The sequence below is a fragment of the Burkholderia glumae LMG 2196 = ATCC 33617 genome (assembly GCF_000960995.1).
Taxonomy (GTDB): domain Bacteria; phylum Pseudomonadota; class Gammaproteobacteria; order Burkholderiales; family Burkholderiaceae; genus Burkholderia; species Burkholderia glumae.
Genome location: NZ_CP009433.1, coordinates 57,036 through 73,100 on the forward strand (window position 1 = coordinate 57,036; position 16,065 = coordinate 73,100).

Here is a 16,065-nt window from a genome sequence, read left to right on the forward strand (position 1 = left end):
TCCCAGTGAGAGACTTTCCCATGTCACATATTCTGGTGGTCGACGACGAAGAAGAAACCCGCCTAGCTCTCATGGCGCTCATTGGAGTGCGCGGGCTTAGCTGCTCCGCTGCGGGGACGCTTGTCGAGGCGCGCTCGCGTATCAGCGAGCGCCGGCCCACTTTGGCGCTCTGCGACCTGGTACTGCCCGACGGCAGCGGCATGACGCTATTTGACGAGTTGACAGCGATTGGCTGCGACGTGGTGATCACGACAGGCCACGCGTCACTCGATTCAGCCATCCGTGCATTGCGGTCCGGCGCCTCTGATTACTTAGTTAAGCCAATTGATATGCAGCGAGTCGAGGCGATGCTCACGCGCAATTCACGGCGCGCGTACCCCTCCGACCTGCTTGCGGATCTCGCGGACGAATGGCGCGAAACGGGGCGCTTCGGCCTGATGCTGGGCCGCTCGGAGCCCATGCTTGACTTATACGGTGCAATCGCTCGCGTCGCGGCCACCGACGCGTCGGTGCTGCTGACGGGCGAATCAGGTACCGGTAAGGAGCTCGCCGCGCAAACGATTCACGAGCGCAGCCTCCGCCACAGCGGCCCATTCGTAGCAATCAACTGCGGCGCCCTGCCCACCCAGCTGATCGAGAGTGAGATGTTCGGCCACGCACGTGGCAGCTTTACCGGCGCCGATCGCGAACATCGTGGCTTCTTCGAACGCGCGCACGGCGGAACGTTGTTCCTCGACGAGATAACCGAGATGCCGATCGATCTGCAGGTGCGGCTGCTGCGCGTACTGGAGACACGCCGCGTGCTGCGACTTGGTGGTTCGAGCGAGATCGACGTGGACGTGCGGATCGTGGCCGCGACCAACCGCGATCCGCTCGGCGCAATTGACGACGGCGAGCTGCGTCACGACCTGTATCACCGCATCAACGTCTTTCCGATTCCGCTGCCACCGCTGCGCGAGCGCGGCCGCGACGTAGTGCTGCTGGCTGAGGCTTTCCTTGCTCGATTCAACGAAGCAATGAGCCGCGCGCTGCGGTTTTCGGAAGACGCGAAGGAGGCGCTAACGAGGCACCACTGGCCAGGCAACGTACGAGAACTGCGCAATCTCGTGCAGAGGGCCGTGATCTTCGCCGAGGGAGAGAGCATCGACACGCTTCCGGTGCCGATTCTTGAAGCGGCGTGGGACACAACGTACACGGCGGGCGAAACCGTGTCGGTGGAATTTGGCATGCCTCTGGAAGAGCTCGACCGCCGCCTGATAGCCGCGACCCTCGCGCGCTGTGGGGGCGTGAAGGCGCATGCCGCGAAAATGCTCGAGGTCAGCCTGAAGACCGTCTACAACCGCTTGGGTGAAGTACCGGAAAAAGGCATCTAGGGAGGGTCGGTACAAGGCGGCGCTCGCGCCAAATCCTGGTCCGCCTGCATGAATGAAAAACCGATGCAGCGCGGCGCGAGCTTCGGGTCAACGGTGACGGGAATAGGGTTGGTCGAATCCTCTCTCGGTCGGTGGTCATCGCTAAGAGATGGTTTCAAAAAGAGTCCAAGGGCTGTTAGCTTTTTCAGCATTCTGTAATGGGATGGTCACCCCCACCTCTCAGCGAGTAGGCTGCTGAGAACTTTCCTCGGGAGGTCATTGCCATGGACAGCGTCACGATGATTGGAATTGATTTGGGCAAGCATTCTTTCCGGCGCTGTCACGTTAGCGGAGTATGTTCACACCGGGCGCAAGCTTGACCCGCACGTTTCATGCGGCAGACGGATTCTGGGTGACCTCGGTCAATTCACGCCACGTCGAGAAGCGTACGGCAAGGTGTTTGCGATAAAGCGAGGCACGCAGCAGATGCCGCTTCAGGGCGAAGTGCTGGCGGATCGGCCCGAAGCTCGCGAGGAACGCCTGAGTGCGTGTCGGGTCGCGAAACCCCCGCATGCGTCGCTCGCGTTCGCGGGTCGGCTGATGGCTGTTCTCGGCGCGGTTGTTTAAACGGGCTGCGGCCTTCACGAACACGTGCTTGACGTTGGCGAGCTCCGGGATGTCAGCCTTGGCAGCCGGGTAGCTACGTAGCTGGTCTGTGACGATCTTGCGCGGCGCCGGAAAGGAACGCAGCACACGCTGGAAAAAGCGCTTCGCTGCGGTCTTGTCACGCTGCTTCTGTAGAAGAATATCCAGCTCGGCACCGTGTTCGTCAACCGCCCGCCACAGCAGCCAGGGCTCGCCACGCAGATTCATGAACATCTCGTCCAGATGCCAGGTACGGCCCGGCTTTCGTCGCGCTGCCTTGGCCTGCCGGGCGAAGGTAGCGCCGAATTTGTCGCACCACCGGCGAATCGTCTCGTAGCTGACGATCACGCTGCGCTCGAATAGCAGTTCCTCAATGTCACGTAGGCTCAACTGGAAGCGGAAATACCAGCGCACCGCCTGGCTGATGATCGCTGCGGGAAATCGATGGCCGTGGTAGAGCGATTTTGGTTTCATTGGCTCATCTTACGCGACCATACCCGCCAACGTGACAGCGCCGGATTAATCGTCTGGATTGATGCGACCTAAATCCCGAATCGGGTCATAAAAATAAGAGGACATGCTTGCATAACGATGCGGCTTGGGAGGAAGCGACACGCTTATGTCAATCCTTTCGATGCCGCGTTTTATGGTGTAGGAAACGGATCGGGTGCAAATGAAGAGATAATTTCCTTGCGGGCACGGATATCGTTTTTCACCGGCCGGCAGCCATGCCTCGCGCAGCCTTATTTCGGTCAATTCATTGTCCGCGGAGTAATGCGCCAGCGTCGTCACCCTGAGCGTATCCTCGGAATTGACCATCATCATGATCGAGCGCGAGGCCGCGGCAAAGCTGATGGCGATGATGGCGAGTGCGATCAGCGTCTCGATGAGGGTGAATCCGGGTTCCGAAGATTTGCCGAGGCAAGATCCCCCCCTGGTGCTGGTTGGCTTGACAGGTCGAGTCGTCATAGTCGGCCGATGAAAAAATAACGCCCGGCGATGCATCGCCACCGGACGTGCGGGAAAGCCTGCCGGCGGCACCCCCTCGGCCGAGGAGTTGAACTGGCTCGGCCAGGCCGGGCGCAGTCAACTCCTCGGGCGCTATCCGATCAGGTCAACACCTCACGTAGACCGGCTTGATGTCGCCGTCCGCCATCCCGTTGGGCAGCGTGCGCGGCGTCAGCACCGTGACGTTGCTTGCACCTTGGTACGGGTAGTACCAGAAGAAATGGCCATACATTCTGCTGCCATAATGAACCTCGAGCCAGCCATGCGAGCGGCGGTACTTCGGAACAAAGGTCAGCCACGCCTTCTGCCCCGGCGGAACATTCAGCGTATAGGTTTGCATTGCCGTGCTTGTCGTGCCAGTGGTGTACGTGGTCGAGCTACCGCTCTGACCGTCGAGACCTAAAGTCGCGGCGACACCGTCCGAGAAGCCCCCGCTCAACGACCAGCCGCTGCTGGAGTTGGTTTCGCGCGCCACGCTTGCCGAGGTCGAGTAAGACCAGCTTGCGCTTTCGGAGTTGGTCGTCGTCCCGTGACAGTTGTAGTATTCAGTGCTGACCTGACTGGCACGGCCTTCGCTGAAATCATGACTCACTTCGTGCCAGATGCATTTGTCCGGTTTCGTTCCACCATTTCCTCCCAGACAGTCGCCCTGGGCATCCGGACTGGTATTGTTGTCTGGCCAAAGAGGGGAGCGCCAGATTCCGTTGTAGGAAGCATAGGCGGCTCCGCCAATCGAGACGTTGAGAATGGTAAGCAACAAGATTGCCAATGATTTATGTTTCATGCTTTCCCCCGGCATAAATTTCTATGTTAAAAAGACAAGTAATATTCGATATATTTGATTTTTATTGCACCTCCTTTGCTAATTGATTGCTGAGCTAGACTTGCTGAATCAACCAACCATTCGGGTTATGTCATATTTGTGACGTTGATTTTGTGTTGTCGAACGACCTCTCGGCATGCGTGGAATTTATCAAATTCAACAAAACAGGTTAATTTTATTTGACTATTGAAATTAAGCCTCAATAGTTCTTGCTTTTATTAAGTTATGTTTAATGCTAACCAAATAAAAAAGTAATTTGTAATTTTTAGCTAATGTTTTTTAACATTCTCACAAGTACCGGTGTTTACGGCAGGGCGCAGCTATCGTTCCGGGCGGAGTTAAGAGTCGCTAACACAAGTCATCCACGAATCTGGAGCAGATGACGGCGGCAGCCAGGACAAGCAGAGCGGTATGAATATCGAGGCGTCGTTCGAAGCGAATTCGGAGCTTGCCGAATCCGGCGAACCAGGCATGCGTACGCTCGACGACCCAACGATGCCTGCCCAGCCGTTCGCTGCTTTCGATACCGCGGCGTGCGATACGAGCCTTGATGCCGCGCTGTCTCAGATAACGTCGGCAACGCCCGAAGTCATACCCTTTGTCAGCGTGCAGTTTGCTCGGGCGCTTGCGTGGCGGACCGTTCAGCCCGGGTACCGCAGGAATGGCATCGAGCGTGGACTCGAATGCCATCGAATCGTGGCGGTTGGCTCCCGTGATCGTGACGGCCAGAGGAATGCCGCGTGCATCTACGACGATGTGTCGCTTCGATCCGAGCTTGCCGCGGTCGGTCGGGTTGGGGCCGGTTTCCTGGCCCCCCGGGGGCTGGAGACGCTGGCTCCATCGAGGCTGGCGCGTTCCCAATCGATCTGGTCGTGCTCACGCAGCCGACGCAGCATCGCCAGATGCAGCCGGCGCCATACACCGGCCGCTTGTCAGTCTCGCAGACGTCGCCAACACGTCATGCCACTGCCGAAGCCCAGTTCTTGCGGGAGGTCTTCCCACGGGGTACCGGTTTGCAGCACATACAGGATGCCGTTGAGCGCAGCTCGGTCATCGACCGTGCGCCGCCGTCCGCCCTTGGGCGATGGGGTGAATTCCGGAATCAGCGGTTTCAGCTCCACCCACAACTCGTTGCTGATTTTGCGTCTTGCCATATCGCAGACGATACGATTTCTGCTACGTCATGTCTAGGTTATGTTAGCGGCTCTTAACGGCAGAAAACGAGGAATGACCCTGCCCGCTTTCTTCGAACCGTTTCAATCTTGGAAAACGGCCGCAGCAGACAGACTGGTAACGTACCTACGGGTCCCCGATGAGCGAGTTCGGTCGCCTCGTCACGCTTGATCAGGAATCGCTGATCGTCCGGCCTGCGCGACTTGTTTCGCGCGCTCCTGCGCATCCAGATATCGATGGCTCGGAACACCGAGCAGTTGTTGGTCGTGCAGCGCCAGGATCTGCTCGATCGCCTTACGCGCGATCGTCTCCAGCGTGAGGCCTCCCTCGCCCAGTTGCCCGAAGCAGGCTTCCAACGCCGCTTCGGCCAGACGAAACCGCGCGGTCGACACCGCTTCCCGCTCCTCGGGTAACGCCAACAAATAGGTGACCTCCACCACGTTGAGAAGAATCGCAAGCTGAGCCGGTTCGGCACGCTGGTCGAGCAACAGGGACCACGCCACGTGATGCCGCAGTTGTTGCTGCCGTACCAACGCAGACGGTAACGGCAACAGGTGCGTCTTGGTCAAGGGGCGGCGTCGTCTCATCGGGTTCGGATAACGATGTCAAGATATTGCTGGGGGCGCCGGGGCCGTCGAGTTTTTGTCCAGACCAGCGCGCCGGCCGCTCGCTTAGAGGCCAGTTCAAAAACTCCCGAGAGGGGCTGTTTACTTCCTCGGCAAGCTGTTAACCTTGGGCATCAGAACAACGGAAGTCCAAGGATGGAAGCGCCAATCATTGACGACGAACTGTGGATACTGATCGAACCATTGCTGCCACCTGCGAAGCTTCGAGCGAAGAGCGATCCTGGTCGCCCGCGCGTGTCCGACCGTGCGGCTCTCAACGGCATCCTGTTCGTGTTCAAAACGGGAATTCGTTGGAACCACTTGCCGACTCGTCTGGGCTTTGGCTCGGGCGCCACATGCTGGCGGCGATTGAGCGACTGGCAAAAGGCTGGTGTATGGGACCAACTGCACGAGTTGCTACTCGACAAGTTGCGTGCGGCCGGCCAAATCGATCTGTCATACGCTGCGGTCGATTCGTCGTCCGTGCGCGCCGTTGGGGCGGGCGAAAAACTGGCCCGAACCCCACTGATCGCGCGCGACCCGGTTCCAAGCACCACGTCCTCGTAGACGCCAACGGCGTTCCTCTCGTTGCGATCCTGACTGGCGCGAACACCAACGACGTCACGCAGTTGCTGCCGCTCGTTGATGCGATTCCACCCATTCGCGGCGTTCGTGGCCGACCGCTTCAGAAGCCCGGCGTCGTCTACGCCGATCGTGGCTACGATTCCACCCGACATCGTCGCGCGTTGCGCGAACGCGGTATCAAGCCCGTGATCGCCAAGCGCCGGACCGAGCATGGCAGTGGTCTGGGCAAGTATCGTTGGGTAGTCGAACGTACGCATTCCTGGCTCCACAATTTCCGGCGCCTACGCACTCGCTTCGAGCGAAGTGCCTACATTCACGAAGCATTCCTCAAACTTGGCTGCTCGCTCATCTGTTGGAACATCTTCAGACGAGCTGTGCAGGGTTTTTGAACTGGCCTCTTACTTGGCTCGGCGGGCAGCCAAGCGCGCATGATACTTCGCGCTTTCCTGGCGCATGCGCTGCTGCTCGGCGTTGACATAGATCGTGGTGGTTTGCAGCGAGCCATGGCCCAGTACCTGCTGCAGCACCTCGATCGCCATGCCGGCCGCAGCCGACTGCGTGCCGAACGTGTGCCGGAACGCGTGGGGCGAGGTCGCGGCCAGCTGCCGACGGGCCGACTCCTCCCAATCCGGCAGTTGCTCGAGTAGGCGCCTGAGGGCCCGTGTCACGACCCGCCGTGCGGCGCGCGGGGTATAGCCGGCCACGCGCGTCACCTCCCCCGTCTCGGTCACGCCGAACTTTTCCCGACTGGCCGGCGTGGGCGGCACCACCGTCGGCGCCACCAGCGGCACGCCGTCGGCCGCGGCGCCGGGCGCGTCCAGATCCAGGCCGCGGTCCTGCCAGTGCTCGCGCAGTGCCTGCACGGTGTCCTCGGTCAGCGGCACGATGCGCTCCTTGCTACCCTTGCCGATCAAGCGCAGCATCCAGGTCGCGGGCGTGTCGTCCTCGGCAGGCCACCACTGCAGCCCGCCCCGCTCCACCGTCACGGCCTCCTCGATTCTCAGGCCCGCGTCGCCCATCAGCAGCACCAACGCACGCGCCACGCGCCAGTCCGGGCCCTGTGGCCCCAGGCCTTCGGCGCGCTCGGCGAGTTCCGCGCGCACCCGGCTCCACACGTCGATCGGTAGCGCCCGCTGGACCTGCAGCTTGGTCGCCCGCTTGACGGGCTTTGGGTCGGTTACGGCCACCCACGGGTTGCCAGCCAGGTAGCGCACCTTCACCAGCCAGTCGAACGCCGCGCGCAGCGTGCGCACGGCATAGCGCTGGCTGTCGAGCGACAGCGGCGTCAGGGCGAACGGGCGCCAGCGGCCCGAGGCACGGGAGGCCGGCGGCCCACGGAACGTGTCCGAGGGGTTGGCCAGAAACGCCTTGTAGGCTTCGCAGTCGTCGACCAGGATCGAGGACATCGGGCGGCCGCGCTCGAGCACGCACCACAGCACGAAGCGCTCGAGTTCGCGCCAGTACGCGCGCTGGGTGGCCGCCTGACCGTCGTAACGATGCAGGTACGCGAACACCGCGTCCAGGTCGTGGGCGGCCGAGATGTAGGGAAACGCCGGTGCGCGGTTGGCGCCCCGGGCGCCGGCGAGCTCGTGCGGCACCACCAGGCGGTGGATCGGCACCAGCTGGCCCCGACGCAGCGCGACGCGCGTCTCGGGCGCGGCCAGCAACGGATCGACCCCATCGACATCGGCGTCCACTGTCTGGCCGATCGTCTCGGCGTGCCGGCGCAACCAGGCCACTAGCGCCCGCGCCCGACCGACGCCGATGCGCGGTACCGAGCGCCACCAGGCGCCGCCTCGGCGGTTGCAGTACGCGACGAGCTCGCCCACCGTGGCCACGTCGACCTCGGCCAGGCGCTGTGCGACCAGCGGCCGGAACCAGCGCGCGACGGCGTGATTCGCCGCCGGCGCGGCCTTGGCCCAACTGCCGGCCGCCAGCTCGATCATCTGCAGCGACACGGGAGTCAGGCGCGGCTCGCCGTACTTGCGGATCGACGCCTGCAGGTGCTCAACCAGGACGGACGAGCCCTCGCGCAGCGCGATCGACACCAGGTCGTCGCGCATGGTGCGCAGCAGACGCTCGACGTCCAGCACCTCGTGTTCTTCCGGGTCGAAGTACAGCCGAGCAATGGTCGCGATCGGCAGCCCTTTTACGCGCGCGCGCAGCGCCGTGAATTCGGTGCGCGAATAGGTTCGGGGCGGCGGCAGCTCGAGCTGCTGGGGGCGATTGGCCATCGTCAGGCCCGGGCCGTCTTGCGACGGGCAGGCGCGGCGAACTGCTTGCACCAGTCGGCCTCCGCCACGGCGTCGAGAGCCAGGATCGCGGCCTCGCGTGCCTGGTCGATGGTGGCCGCCGCCACCTGCGGAATGCTGCGGCCTGTCTCGACGTCCGACACCGAGTATTCAACGCTCGTGATCGAACGCGAGCGACTGGATCGGTGGACGGCGAACGTGCGATCGCGGTACGTGAACGGCACGCCGATCACCTCGACTCGCAGACCGATGGCCAGCGCGATCTCGAACACGATGCCGTCGACGCGGCGGGCCGAGGTGCTGGAGGTGATGGTAGGACGATTCATAGGTCGTTGTCTGTGGGGTCTCGCGGGACTAGCGGAAATCCCGCGCGAGACGAGGATCACGTCAGGTAGTCGGATACCGATTGGACCGGGCCGGCGGCTGCCCGCCGCGCCGCGTCACGCGCGATGCGCTCGGGCGACTCATCGGCCAAGGGCGCCGGCCTTGCCGACGCCGTACAACCGCTCACGAGCAGCAACAGCAGCACCACGAGTTGCCGCTTGAAGCGGCGCTGAATCGCCACGACGGCACGCAGTCCGAAACGGGATCGGCGGTCACGAGCGTGCCCGGAAGGCACGGCGCTCATCGCGGCAACGCCAGCATATGGCGCAGCCGCGCTTCGTCGTACCGATAGTTCGAGGCGGCTGGATCCTTCGCGGCGAGCAGTACCTGAACGAGCGAACACCAAAGGTCGAACGCGCCCCGCGCACGACCCTCGGCGACTTGAGCGCCACCGATGCCGCCTTGCTCAGCATCGACAAGATGCCGAAGCACTTCATTGAGTGTGTGCGTGGTGAGCTGGGGGTATGTCAGGCCTGAGTTCACGATCACTCCTTGGTTAATTCCCTGACGGGGCCGCCTCACGCGGCGGAGGCGCGTCGCCGATCAAGGCGTTCAGACGCGCCTGGTCGGCTTCGAACTCCGCGGTCGCCAACGGATCGGCTGGATCCGCCAGGTCCTGCATCAGGCGATTCCAGAGCACGAACGCCCCGTTGGCGAAGTCTTGATACATCTGCTTGCGGTTCGGGTGGGAACTGCGTTCGGCGTCGGCCAGGCATTCACGGATACACGATTCGGTGCGATCCGTCAGGTGGCGCGCCGTCATCATCTGGCGGTGCGGCATCACGAACCTCGAGCAAGGACAAAACACAAGATACGACACGGGTTGGCGTCCCAAGATCCCATCGGTGGCGGGCTCGGCGCCGAGCGCCTTACCAGCCGGCGCCGTTGAACGCAGCCCACTCACCCATCACGCGTCGCGTTTGTGGGACGGTGAGGGGGAAGGGTTTGACGACGAGGCCGAATGCTCAGCCGCAGCGGCCCGCCCTCCTCTGCCGGTCTCAGCGGCAGCCAACCCCGCCCGTCAAAGCAAGGGTTTACCCTATATTCAATGAGACATAATTCGATCCTAGGTGATTTTACGACATTAATTTCAAGTCTGCTAATGGTGCTTAGCGGACTTGACGACGCCCCCAAAAAACCCGGCCGAGGCCGGGTAATCATTCCCAATCCAGCGTCCCGCGACGGCCCTACCTCACCGTTGCCAGCGGCAAAAACAACGCCAGCGGATCAGACGTGAGCGCCTGGAACCCAAAGTGGCCATAGAACGCCGCTGCGCCCTCGTCCTTCGCGTCGACCGTCAGCGCGACGGCTGGAATCTCCGAACGAGCAGCCCGGCGCAAGGCATTGACCAGCAATGCTGCCCCCAGTCCCCGTCCCCGATACCGCGCGTCGACGGCCAGGCGACCCATGCGAATCGCCGGGACGGCGGGATAGCGCGGCAGCTTCCGAATCATCTCCTGGGGCAGTTCCGCCAGCGCAATGCTGGCCGCCGATAACGTGTAGTAGCCCACCACAACATGGCCATCGAGCATCACAAAGCACGCGGCCACGCGGCGCCGAACATCCTGCGTCACGGTTTCACGCAGGTAGCGATCGAGCGCCGGCGTGCCGCATTCAAAACCCGTTCGATCGTGGGCCGCGTCGAGCGCAGCCACCGTGAGCTGCGGACCGGTCATTCGTTACGCAGCAGCTGGTTATGACGATCGAGTGCCCGCTGCAAGGCTTCCGTGGGCTTGGCAGGCGACAGAATCGCCGCGGCGAAGCGTTCTGAATCCGCAACCGACAGCCGGATCACTTCGGCCTCGGAAATGGCGCGCTGCGCGGCTTCGCGCGCGGCGGAAACGACGAAATCGGACATTGTGCGCCCTTGGATCTCGGCGGCTCGACGAATCACCGAGAGCACGTCGGCTTCGACGCGCGCTTCAAAACGAGTGGTAGCCATGGCTTGTTACCTCCTCCAGCCACTGTACGTAAATTTGCCGGGCCGGTCAATCTGTACGTAAATTTGCCGGACACACTTGCGTGGATGGAACCAGCGACCGCCGGGAAGCGCGCCCAAGGCAGCGTCCTCTGATAAGAGTAGTTATCACCTGTGCGATTTCGCTCCCGCCCAACCGCGGCGCCCGCCGCGCCCCCTCCCCTGCCCGCCTAGCCGCCCGCCAGCGCGAGGGCCGACCGCCCCAGCTCGAGCGCGGCGAGCAGCACGGCCAGGCCCACCCCGCCGCAGCCGAGCCGGGCCAGCTGGGCCACACGGCGCGCGCCGGCCGGGTGAGGATCGGCCGTCACGATCAGGCGATCGACGGCGGTGAGCAGACGGAGAAGACATTCGAGCATGGGGTCGGGACCGAGCGCCGACGGGCCGGCAATGAGGCCAGTGTGCCGGCGCCGGCGCCGCGGGTCCGCTTGTGGGTTCTTCGCGGCAGCTGCGGACCGTCGCTCGGGCCGGCGGCTGAGACCCCGGCGCCGGATCGACCGCGCGCAGCGGCTCGGCCGCGCTTCCGCCTGCTACGGTTCCGTCACGGTGGTGACAGTCCCATCACGGCTCGGGACGCCGTCTCGTTACGATGGCGTCAACGGGGGACCGCTTGGAGCCTCGTGTCTTCCACCCTATGGTGCTCGCCGATGAATTCGCCTTGTCGATTCATCTGCGCGCTTTTAGAGAATGTAGGCGCTGCAGCGGATGACAGGAGCCGCTGCAGCGGCTGCCTCAGGATTATGCTGGCCGTCAACGAAAGCCCAGCAGTAATCTGATGTGCAGAAGAGCGCTCGGCCTCCTTACCTCGGGGCCTGGATAGGCAAATGCCGATTCCAGCGCCCGATGACCATCAAGACCCACCCGAGAGAATCGACCACTATGCCCAACCAGCAGCCTTCCGCGGGCTCGCTCGCCGAAATTCGACGTACCCTCATTCCCTTCTATCAACAAGCGCTTTACGCGGGTCTTCGAGCATTAGAGCTTGATCAAAAATTCGATGTTCTCGAGCGGATAGACATTCGGGTCGAAGGTATCGCCGAGCCAGTTCATTCGACTATCATGGGCGCCTTCACTCAAAGTACGTCATCTATCGCGGCCGTCTACTCACGCCTGTTACTCGAATTTTTGGGCTTGAAAACCGGAGGTAGTTCGTCCGCACTGGTTTCAACCGGGAAACGCCGCCCAGGAGACATTGGTGTCGAGATGTTCTGTGATCGACACGGCGTGGCGGTGCCGAAAATTGATCCGTCTATTGTCGCGATCTTCGCAAATTCAAACAACGTGGCGAAAGCGTGGATCGCAACGTGCGATTTCGCGGGGCAACGACTGGCTCACATCACGACCGATTGGAGGTTGAATGGTGCCGACGTGAGGCCGATGCTTGCGTTGACATTCGAAACACTCCCCATCGTTCTGCAAAAGTATTTTTTCGACTTGCTTCCGTGACCGGCCGGGCGGCCCCTCCCCTTTCGTCGCGACCATAGATCGTCTGTACGCGCCGGGCGTTAAGCCGGCCGACTCGCCACAGGTCGTCCCTGACGACGAATTTAGAAATGTCAGGCCATGTTATTAGGTGCGGGGCGAAGTCGTTAGCTGCCGGAACTCTGCCACCTAGCTTCTGCCCGCTCGCTCTGCGTCTCAGCACAGCATCAGGAGAGCGCCGAAGTCCAACACCGGGACGCCACGAGCCCGCCTGGCAAGGCCAAATTCACCAATGCGCCAGCCGCCCGCGGTGCTCCGGCCGGCGATTATGGCCAGTCGGGCGCGAGGAAGCACCCGAGACAGTGCCACCGGAGGGAAGGCGGCTCATAGACGTGCCCAATCGCGATTGAAACCTTGTTCCTCCACCGTGTAGAACCCAGCCCGCGACCCGGATGTTTCAACGTTGAAACGTCGCTTGCGGAGGAGCCCACCCACGCCCATGGCGGCCCTCATGTGGTCTCAGCCCTGTCGATTTGCGTTGTCAAAAAAATATTTTTAATAAATCTTGCGAAAAACAAACTCATTCTTTAGAGTAGAGGCTTCGAAGTTTCAACGTTGAAACTTCGCCCACCACCCTGGCTCGGACGCAAGTAGAGCACAGCAACAAGTTTCAACGTTGAAACTTCGACAAGGGGAGCGCTCATGGCTGCGAGAATCATCGTTGTTTACAACCAAAAAGGCGGTTCTGGAAAGACCACGACAAGCACCAATCTCGCGGGGGGACTAGGTCTCCGCGGAAGGAAAACGCTGCTGGTCGACTACGATGAACAGGGCACGGCTTCGATCATGGTAGCGAACGCACCGGACGATTCGCCATTCCCTGCATCCGTCGTTAATCTTTCCCGCAACCCCAAAGAGCTCAAGCGGTTTCGCGACGACTACGAATTCATCGTCGTTGATTGCCCGCCAGCGATCAAATCAGATGCCCCCTCGATAGCCTTGCTGGTTGCCGACCTCGGCATCATTCCGGTGCAACCATCCGGCGGAAATTTGTGGGCCGTGGCGGAAGCGAAAAAACTCGGTGTGAAGGCTCAGGACTACAACCCGGACCTGAAGCTGAGGACACTTGCAAACTCGAACCGTAACACCTCCGTTGCCAAACAAATCTTTGCGGCTCTTGCCGAGGATGAGGAGGTCCCAATGTTGCGCACGGCGATCGGCCAGCGAACCGCGTACGCCGAAGCCGAATTGATGGGCACAACGGTACTCCAGATTAAAGAAGCAAAGGAAGCGCAGGCGGAGTTCAATGCCTTGGTCGACGAAATCCTTGAACTCGTGGATGACTGAAAATGGCTACTAAAAAGAGTTTTACCGACCACATCAAAAAAGGACAACTTCTGGATGAAGCATTACGTTCATCCGGCCCGAAAGAGGGGATCGATCGATTCGAGATCATGGAGCAGGCGCTCGCGGGACGCGGAAGTCTCTTACATGCCCCAAAAGAGACAGATGTATCGTCGCGAGCAGACGTGTTGGTACGAGAGGGGAAGGCGAGTGTGCTCGTGACAACATGGCCAATCGACAAGATCGACGACAACCCGCTGAACAGCCGCCATATCTACGACGAAGCGAAGGTACAGGCGCGGGCAAGTTCGATCGCTAAGGATGGCCAGTTCCAGCCCGCGCTTGTCGCACGGCACCCGACCAATCCAGAACGCGTCATCCTCATCGATGGTCAATATCGCAAACGGGCAAGCCGGATTCTCGGAAAAAAAGAAATGGAGGTGAAGATCCTCGATGGCTTGACGCCGATCGATTTCTGGCGCCTGGCTCGATCATCGAACGCGGAGCGAGAACAAGAATCTGCGCTCGACGTCGCGATGTCGTTTCGAGCGCTGCTGGATCAAGGTCACGCAAGGACAGCAGAAGAAATTGCCGGAATGATCGGTGAGAGTAAAGGGGTCGTGAGCAAGTACTTGGCGATGCTATCGTTGCCGGAGCAGACGCGTGACATCATCGCTGCACATCCCGCCATTTTCAGCGTCAACATCTCTTACGAATTAGCTCTCTACCGCAAGGTCACCGACGATTCCCGAACTGACGCGTTAGCCCAGCGCATACTCGATGACGGACTCAGCATTCGAAAGATAGAGGCGATCCGGAAAGCAGCCGAGGTAGGTAAAGAGCGCCGCCGAAATCCTACTTCACTACAGTTTAAATTCCGAGGCGCCGATGGCACCGAAATCGGCACGATCAAGGAGTGGGCTGACGGTCGCATCCAGGTTGACCTGCAGCTCGGGAATGACGTTGTCCGCTTCCGAGAAGCCCTCACGACTATGTTGGCGGAGGGGGGCGCGCAGTCTATCGGAGAAAAGAGTAACGAGTAGGGAGACACGGCAACGTTGCGAGACCGTCATGCTGGCTAGGGGGCTCAACATTCTTAGATCCTCCTAGCCAGCGCCGCTACTGGCTTAACGCGTCGCCTGGACCTGACGAGAAATGACAAAATTCAGAAGATCCCTATCCGTTGGTTCTCCCCATACATCGACGCTGAGCCACTGAAAAAACGCGGATTCCGCCGCCTTCTTGGGCTTACGGTTCGCCACGAGCTTTAGCGGCGTTGCCGGCTGCTGTTCGTTGTAGCGAGCCATGCATTCGCTCTGCTCAGCGGCTTCAAGTTCGTCGAAATACCGCCGAGCCTCGTTCGCTCGCTCTGCCGCCAGTTGAGCCAGCAGGACGTCCTCGGTGTTTGCTGATGCTGGCTCAAGACCATTCACTTGCTTCAACGGCTTGCTCCGGTCCGGCTCGGCTTGGTAGCCGCCGGCCAGCGACTTCCGGAAATAAGCTCCGACGTTTTCAATTGGTTGCGCATTCTTCTTTTTCAGGCGCGCATCCGTATAACCGACGGCCTGGCGAATGGCCTCGGGACCATACTGGGCCAACAACTTGCGAGCCTCCGTGAGCGGTACGGAGAATCGAGTAACTGCCGTGAGCAGATTAAGGTCATCTTCGGAAGCAACCTCTTGCTTTCGCTTTGGCTCGATGACGAACTGAACCTCAGTGATGGTGCGACCACTCTTGAATTCATGCATCGCAATTTGGTGGTCAGCTATGCGATTAATCTCCTCGAGCGCCGGAAGCAAGATCCTACTCTTGAAGATCTTGTACTGTGCATAGGAACCTTGAGGCCAATCGACACCGAGCAGTAAATCTCGAATCGTTTCCACTGAGAGGCGAGGGGTCCGGCCGACGCCCTCATACCGCACGACGTTCTCCCACAGTGTTAGTGCGTGTCCCCGCTTAAATTCTCGGGCGATACGCATGTCGATGCTCGCGTATATCCGCGGGTTCATGAGCAGTTCTCGGATGTTGTCGGAGAACTGGTAGCGAAGGATGCCGGCCGACAACTTCGCACCGGCAATCAAGCTACTGGCATTCCATTCCGGCTTACCACTGAGGTAGTCCCAGTTCACTACGAAGCCCAGCAGCGAGTTGATCGTGGCCTTCACGTAGTCCCGATTCTTGGAATTGAGGCCGACATCGGCGATCAGATCCCCGATCGGATACTCGAACCATACCCGTTCACCATCCTTGTCTTGGCCGATCGCATTTTTGATCAGCGCATTCCACATCTTCGCCTGTTGCAGCGAGATGGGGCCCGACTTGGGAGCGATATGTACCGCCGGGACGGCCTTCCTAAATGGTTCGGGGAGATCGTTCAGCTGGAAGAGGGCGATTTGCGTGGGTTCCAGCCCCACCTCTTTTTTACTGGCCACGAGGCTTCTGTCGGTTGATCAGCGATGGGTAACGATACACTGTACTTTGTTCACCTTCAACAATG

Annotated in this window: 18 protein-coding genes and 1 pseudogene; 5 read left to right on the forward strand and 14 right to left on the reverse strand. The window is 60.8% G+C overall.

Annotated elements, in window-relative coordinates; all coding sequences use genetic code 11:
* Positions 1 to 20: 20 nt before the first annotated feature.
* The gene (locus tag KS03_RS00940) at positions 21 to 1,373 is read left to right on the forward strand and encodes a sigma-54-dependent transcriptional regulator (protein ID WP_012732718.1); all 1,353 of its coding nucleotides are present in this window, start codon (positions 21 to 23) and stop codon (positions 1,371 to 1,373) included.
* Between the two features lie 369 nt (positions 1,374 to 1,742).
* On the opposite strand, the gene KS03_RS00945 is transcribed toward KS03_RS00940, so the two are convergent.
* From KS03_RS00945 to KS03_RS00955, 5 genes and pseudogenes are all read right to left on the reverse strand, one after another.
* Complete coding sequence (locus tag KS03_RS00945) at positions 1,743 to 2,471, reverse strand: IS6 family transposase (RefSeq protein WP_012732717.1); 729 nt, start codon at positions 2,469 to 2,471, stop codon at positions 1,743 to 1,745.
* Positions 2,472 to 2,516: 45 nt separating this feature from the next.
* On the reverse strand, positions 2,517 to 3,002 hold the full coding sequence (gspI, locus tag KS03_RS29245) for a type II secretion system minor pseudopilin GspI (protein ID WP_234038078.1): 486 nt from the start codon (positions 3,000 to 3,002) through the stop codon (positions 2,517 to 2,519).
* 109 nt (positions 3,003 to 3,111) lie between these two features.
* Complete coding sequence (locus KS03_RS00950; RefSeq protein ID WP_012732715.1) at positions 3,112 to 3,789, reverse strand: hypothetical protein; 678 nt, start codon at positions 3,787 to 3,789, stop codon at positions 3,112 to 3,114.
* A 387-nt stretch (positions 3,790 to 4,176) separates the two neighbouring features.
* A pseudogene (locus KS03_RS29250) lies at positions 4,177 to 4,982 on the reverse strand (IS5 family transposase).
* 180 nt (positions 4,983 to 5,162) lie between these two features.
* A complete protein-coding gene (locus tag KS03_RS00955; protein ID WP_232252319.1) occupies positions 5,163 to 5,570 on the reverse strand; it encodes a hypothetical protein in 408 nt (135 codons plus the stop codon).
* A gap of 192 nt (positions 5,571 to 5,762) precedes the next feature.
* Between KS03_RS00955 and KS03_RS29255 the strand changes: the two genes are divergently transcribed.
* A protein-coding gene (locus KS03_RS29255) for an IS5-like element ISBugl2 family transposase (protein ID WP_085962419.1) occupies positions 5,763 to 6,580 on the forward strand; the annotation gives its coding sequence in 2 pieces (ribosomal slippage) (positions 5,763 to 6,111 and positions 6,111 to 6,580; 819 coding nt in all).
* Positions 6,581 to 6,589: 9 nt separating this feature from the next.
* Here the strand turns inward: KS03_RS29255 and KS03_RS00960 are convergent.
* The 8 genes from KS03_RS00960 to KS03_RS00995 form a co-directional block, all read right to left on the reverse strand.
* Entirely contained in the window at positions 6,590 to 8,425 is a 1,836-nt protein-coding gene (locus KS03_RS00960; protein ID WP_012732711.1) for a site-specific integrase, read from the reverse strand.
* Positions 8,426 to 8,427: 2 nt separating this feature from the next.
* Positions 8,428 to 8,769 carry a hypothetical protein gene (locus KS03_RS00965; protein ID WP_012732710.1) on the reverse strand — a complete coding sequence of 114 codons (342 nt, stop codon included), beginning with the start codon at positions 8,767 to 8,769 and terminating at the stop codon, positions 8,428 to 8,430.
* Positions 8,770 to 8,825: 56 nt separating this feature from the next.
* Positions 8,826 to 9,071 (reverse strand): hypothetical protein, encoded by a 246-nt coding sequence (locus KS03_RS00970; protein ID WP_127913916.1) that lies wholly within the window; start codon positions 9,069 to 9,071, stop codon positions 8,826 to 8,828.
* Entirely contained in the window at positions 9,068 to 9,310 is a 243-nt protein-coding gene (locus KS03_RS30770; RefSeq protein ID WP_124837682.1) for a hypothetical protein, read from the reverse strand. The genes KS03_RS00970 and KS03_RS30770 overlap by 4 nt, the downstream gene beginning before the upstream one ends.
* Before the next feature lie 13 nt (positions 9,311 to 9,323).
* Positions 9,324 to 9,608: a hypothetical protein gene (locus KS03_RS00980; RefSeq protein WP_017432347.1), complete on the reverse strand. Its 285-nt coding sequence runs from the start codon at positions 9,606 to 9,608 to the stop codon at positions 9,324 to 9,326.
* A gap of 406 nt (positions 9,609 to 10,014) precedes the next feature.
* Positions 10,015 to 10,503: a GNAT family N-acetyltransferase gene (locus KS03_RS00985; protein ID WP_012732893.1), complete on the reverse strand. Its 489-nt coding sequence runs from the start codon at positions 10,501 to 10,503 to the stop codon at positions 10,015 to 10,017.
* Positions 10,500 to 10,769, reverse strand: coding sequence for a type II toxin-antitoxin system TacA family antitoxin (locus KS03_RS00990; protein ID WP_012732894.1), 270 nt, complete (start codon positions 10,767 to 10,769; stop codon positions 10,500 to 10,502). Before KS03_RS00990 ends, KS03_RS00985 begins: the two co-directional genes overlap by 4 nt.
* A gap of 206 nt (positions 10,770 to 10,975) precedes the next feature.
* Positions 10,976 to 11,161 (reverse strand): hypothetical protein, encoded by a 186-nt coding sequence (locus KS03_RS00995; protein ID WP_017432348.1) that lies wholly within the window; start codon positions 11,159 to 11,161, stop codon positions 10,976 to 10,978.
* 484 nt (positions 11,162 to 11,645) lie between these two features.
* Between KS03_RS00995 and KS03_RS30775 the strand changes: the two genes are divergently transcribed.
* The 3 genes from KS03_RS30775 to KS03_RS01005 all read left to right on the forward strand — a co-directional run bounded on the left by KS03_RS30775 (position 11,646) and on the right by KS03_RS01005 (position 14,611).
* Positions 11,646 to 12,248 carry a hypothetical protein gene (locus KS03_RS30775; protein ID WP_127913917.1) on the forward strand — a complete coding sequence of 201 codons (603 nt, stop codon included), beginning with the start codon at positions 11,646 to 11,648 and terminating at the stop codon, positions 12,246 to 12,248.
* Between the two features lie 678 nt (positions 12,249 to 12,926).
* Complete coding sequence (locus tag KS03_RS01000; RefSeq protein WP_017432350.1) at positions 12,927 to 13,571, forward strand: AAA family ATPase; 645 nt, start codon at positions 12,927 to 12,929, stop codon at positions 13,569 to 13,571.
* A 2-nt stretch (positions 13,572 to 13,573) separates the two neighbouring features.
* A complete protein-coding gene (locus KS03_RS01005; RefSeq protein WP_017432351.1) occupies positions 13,574 to 14,611 on the forward strand; it encodes a ParB/RepB/Spo0J family partition protein in 1,038 nt (345 codons plus the stop codon).
* Positions 14,612 to 14,695: 84 nt separating this feature from the next.
* Here the strand turns inward: KS03_RS01005 and KS03_RS01010 are convergent, their stop codons facing one another.
* The gene (locus KS03_RS01010) at positions 14,696 to 16,000 is read right to left on the reverse strand and encodes a replication initiation protein (protein ID WP_017432352.1); all 1,305 of its coding nucleotides are present in this window, start codon (positions 15,998 to 16,000) and stop codon (positions 14,696 to 14,698) included.
* Between the last annotated feature and the right edge of the window lie 65 nt (positions 16,001 to 16,065).

What these genes read in the sequence shown, in the direction of transcription:
- KS03_RS00990 (WP_012732894.1), bottom strand. Translation starts at nt 10,769, where the DNA reads ATGGCTACCACTCGTTTTGAAGCGCGCGTCGAAGCCGACGTGCTCTCG.
- KS03_RS00965 (WP_012732710.1), bottom strand. Translation starts at nt 8,769, where the DNA reads ATGAATCGTCCTACCATCACCTCCAGCACCTCGGCCCGCCGCGTCGAC.
- KS03_RS01000 (WP_017432350.1), top strand. Translation starts at nt 12,927, where the DNA reads ATGGCTGCGAGAATCATCGTTGTTTACAACCAAAAAGGCGGTTCTGGA.
- KS03_RS00980 (WP_017432347.1), bottom strand. Translation starts at nt 9,608, where the DNA reads ATGCCGCACCGCCAGATGATGACGGCGCGCCACCTGACGGATCGCACC.
- KS03_RS00945 (WP_012732717.1), bottom strand. Translation starts at nt 2,471, where the DNA reads ATGAAACCAAAATCGCTCTACCACGGCCATCGATTTCCCGCAGCGATC.
- gspI (WP_234038078.1), bottom strand. Translation starts at nt 3,002, where the DNA reads ATGCATCGCCGGGCGTTATTTTTTCATCGGCCGACTATGACGACTCGA.
- KS03_RS30775 (WP_127913917.1), top strand. Translation starts at nt 11,646, where the DNA reads ATGACCATCAAGACCCACCCGAGAGAATCGACCACTATGCCCAACCAG.
- KS03_RS00940 (WP_012732718.1), top strand. Translation starts at nt 21, where the DNA reads ATGTCACATATTCTGGTGGTCGACGACGAAGAAGAAACCCGCCTAGCT.
- KS03_RS00985 (WP_012732893.1), bottom strand. Translation starts at nt 10,503, where the DNA reads ATGACCGGTCCGCAGCTCACGGTGGCTGCGCTCGACGCGGCCCACGAT.
- KS03_RS01005 (WP_017432351.1), top strand. Translation starts at nt 13,574, where the DNA reads ATGGCTACTAAAAAGAGTTTTACCGACCACATCAAAAAAGGACAACTT.
- KS03_RS00970 (WP_127913916.1), bottom strand. Translation starts at nt 9,071, where the DNA reads ATGAGCGCCGTGCCTTCCGGGCACGCTCGTGACCGCCGATCCCGTTTC.
- KS03_RS00960 (WP_012732711.1), bottom strand. Translation starts at nt 8,425, where the DNA reads ATGGCCAATCGCCCCCAGCAGCTCGAGCTGCCGCCGCCCCGAACCTAT.
- KS03_RS00995 (WP_017432348.1), bottom strand. Translation starts at nt 11,161, where the DNA reads ATGCTCGAATGTCTTCTCCGTCTGCTCACCGCCGTCGATCGCCTGATC.
- KS03_RS00950 (WP_012732715.1), bottom strand. Translation starts at nt 3,789, where the DNA reads ATGAAACATAAATCATTGGCAATCTTGTTGCTTACCATTCTCAACGTC.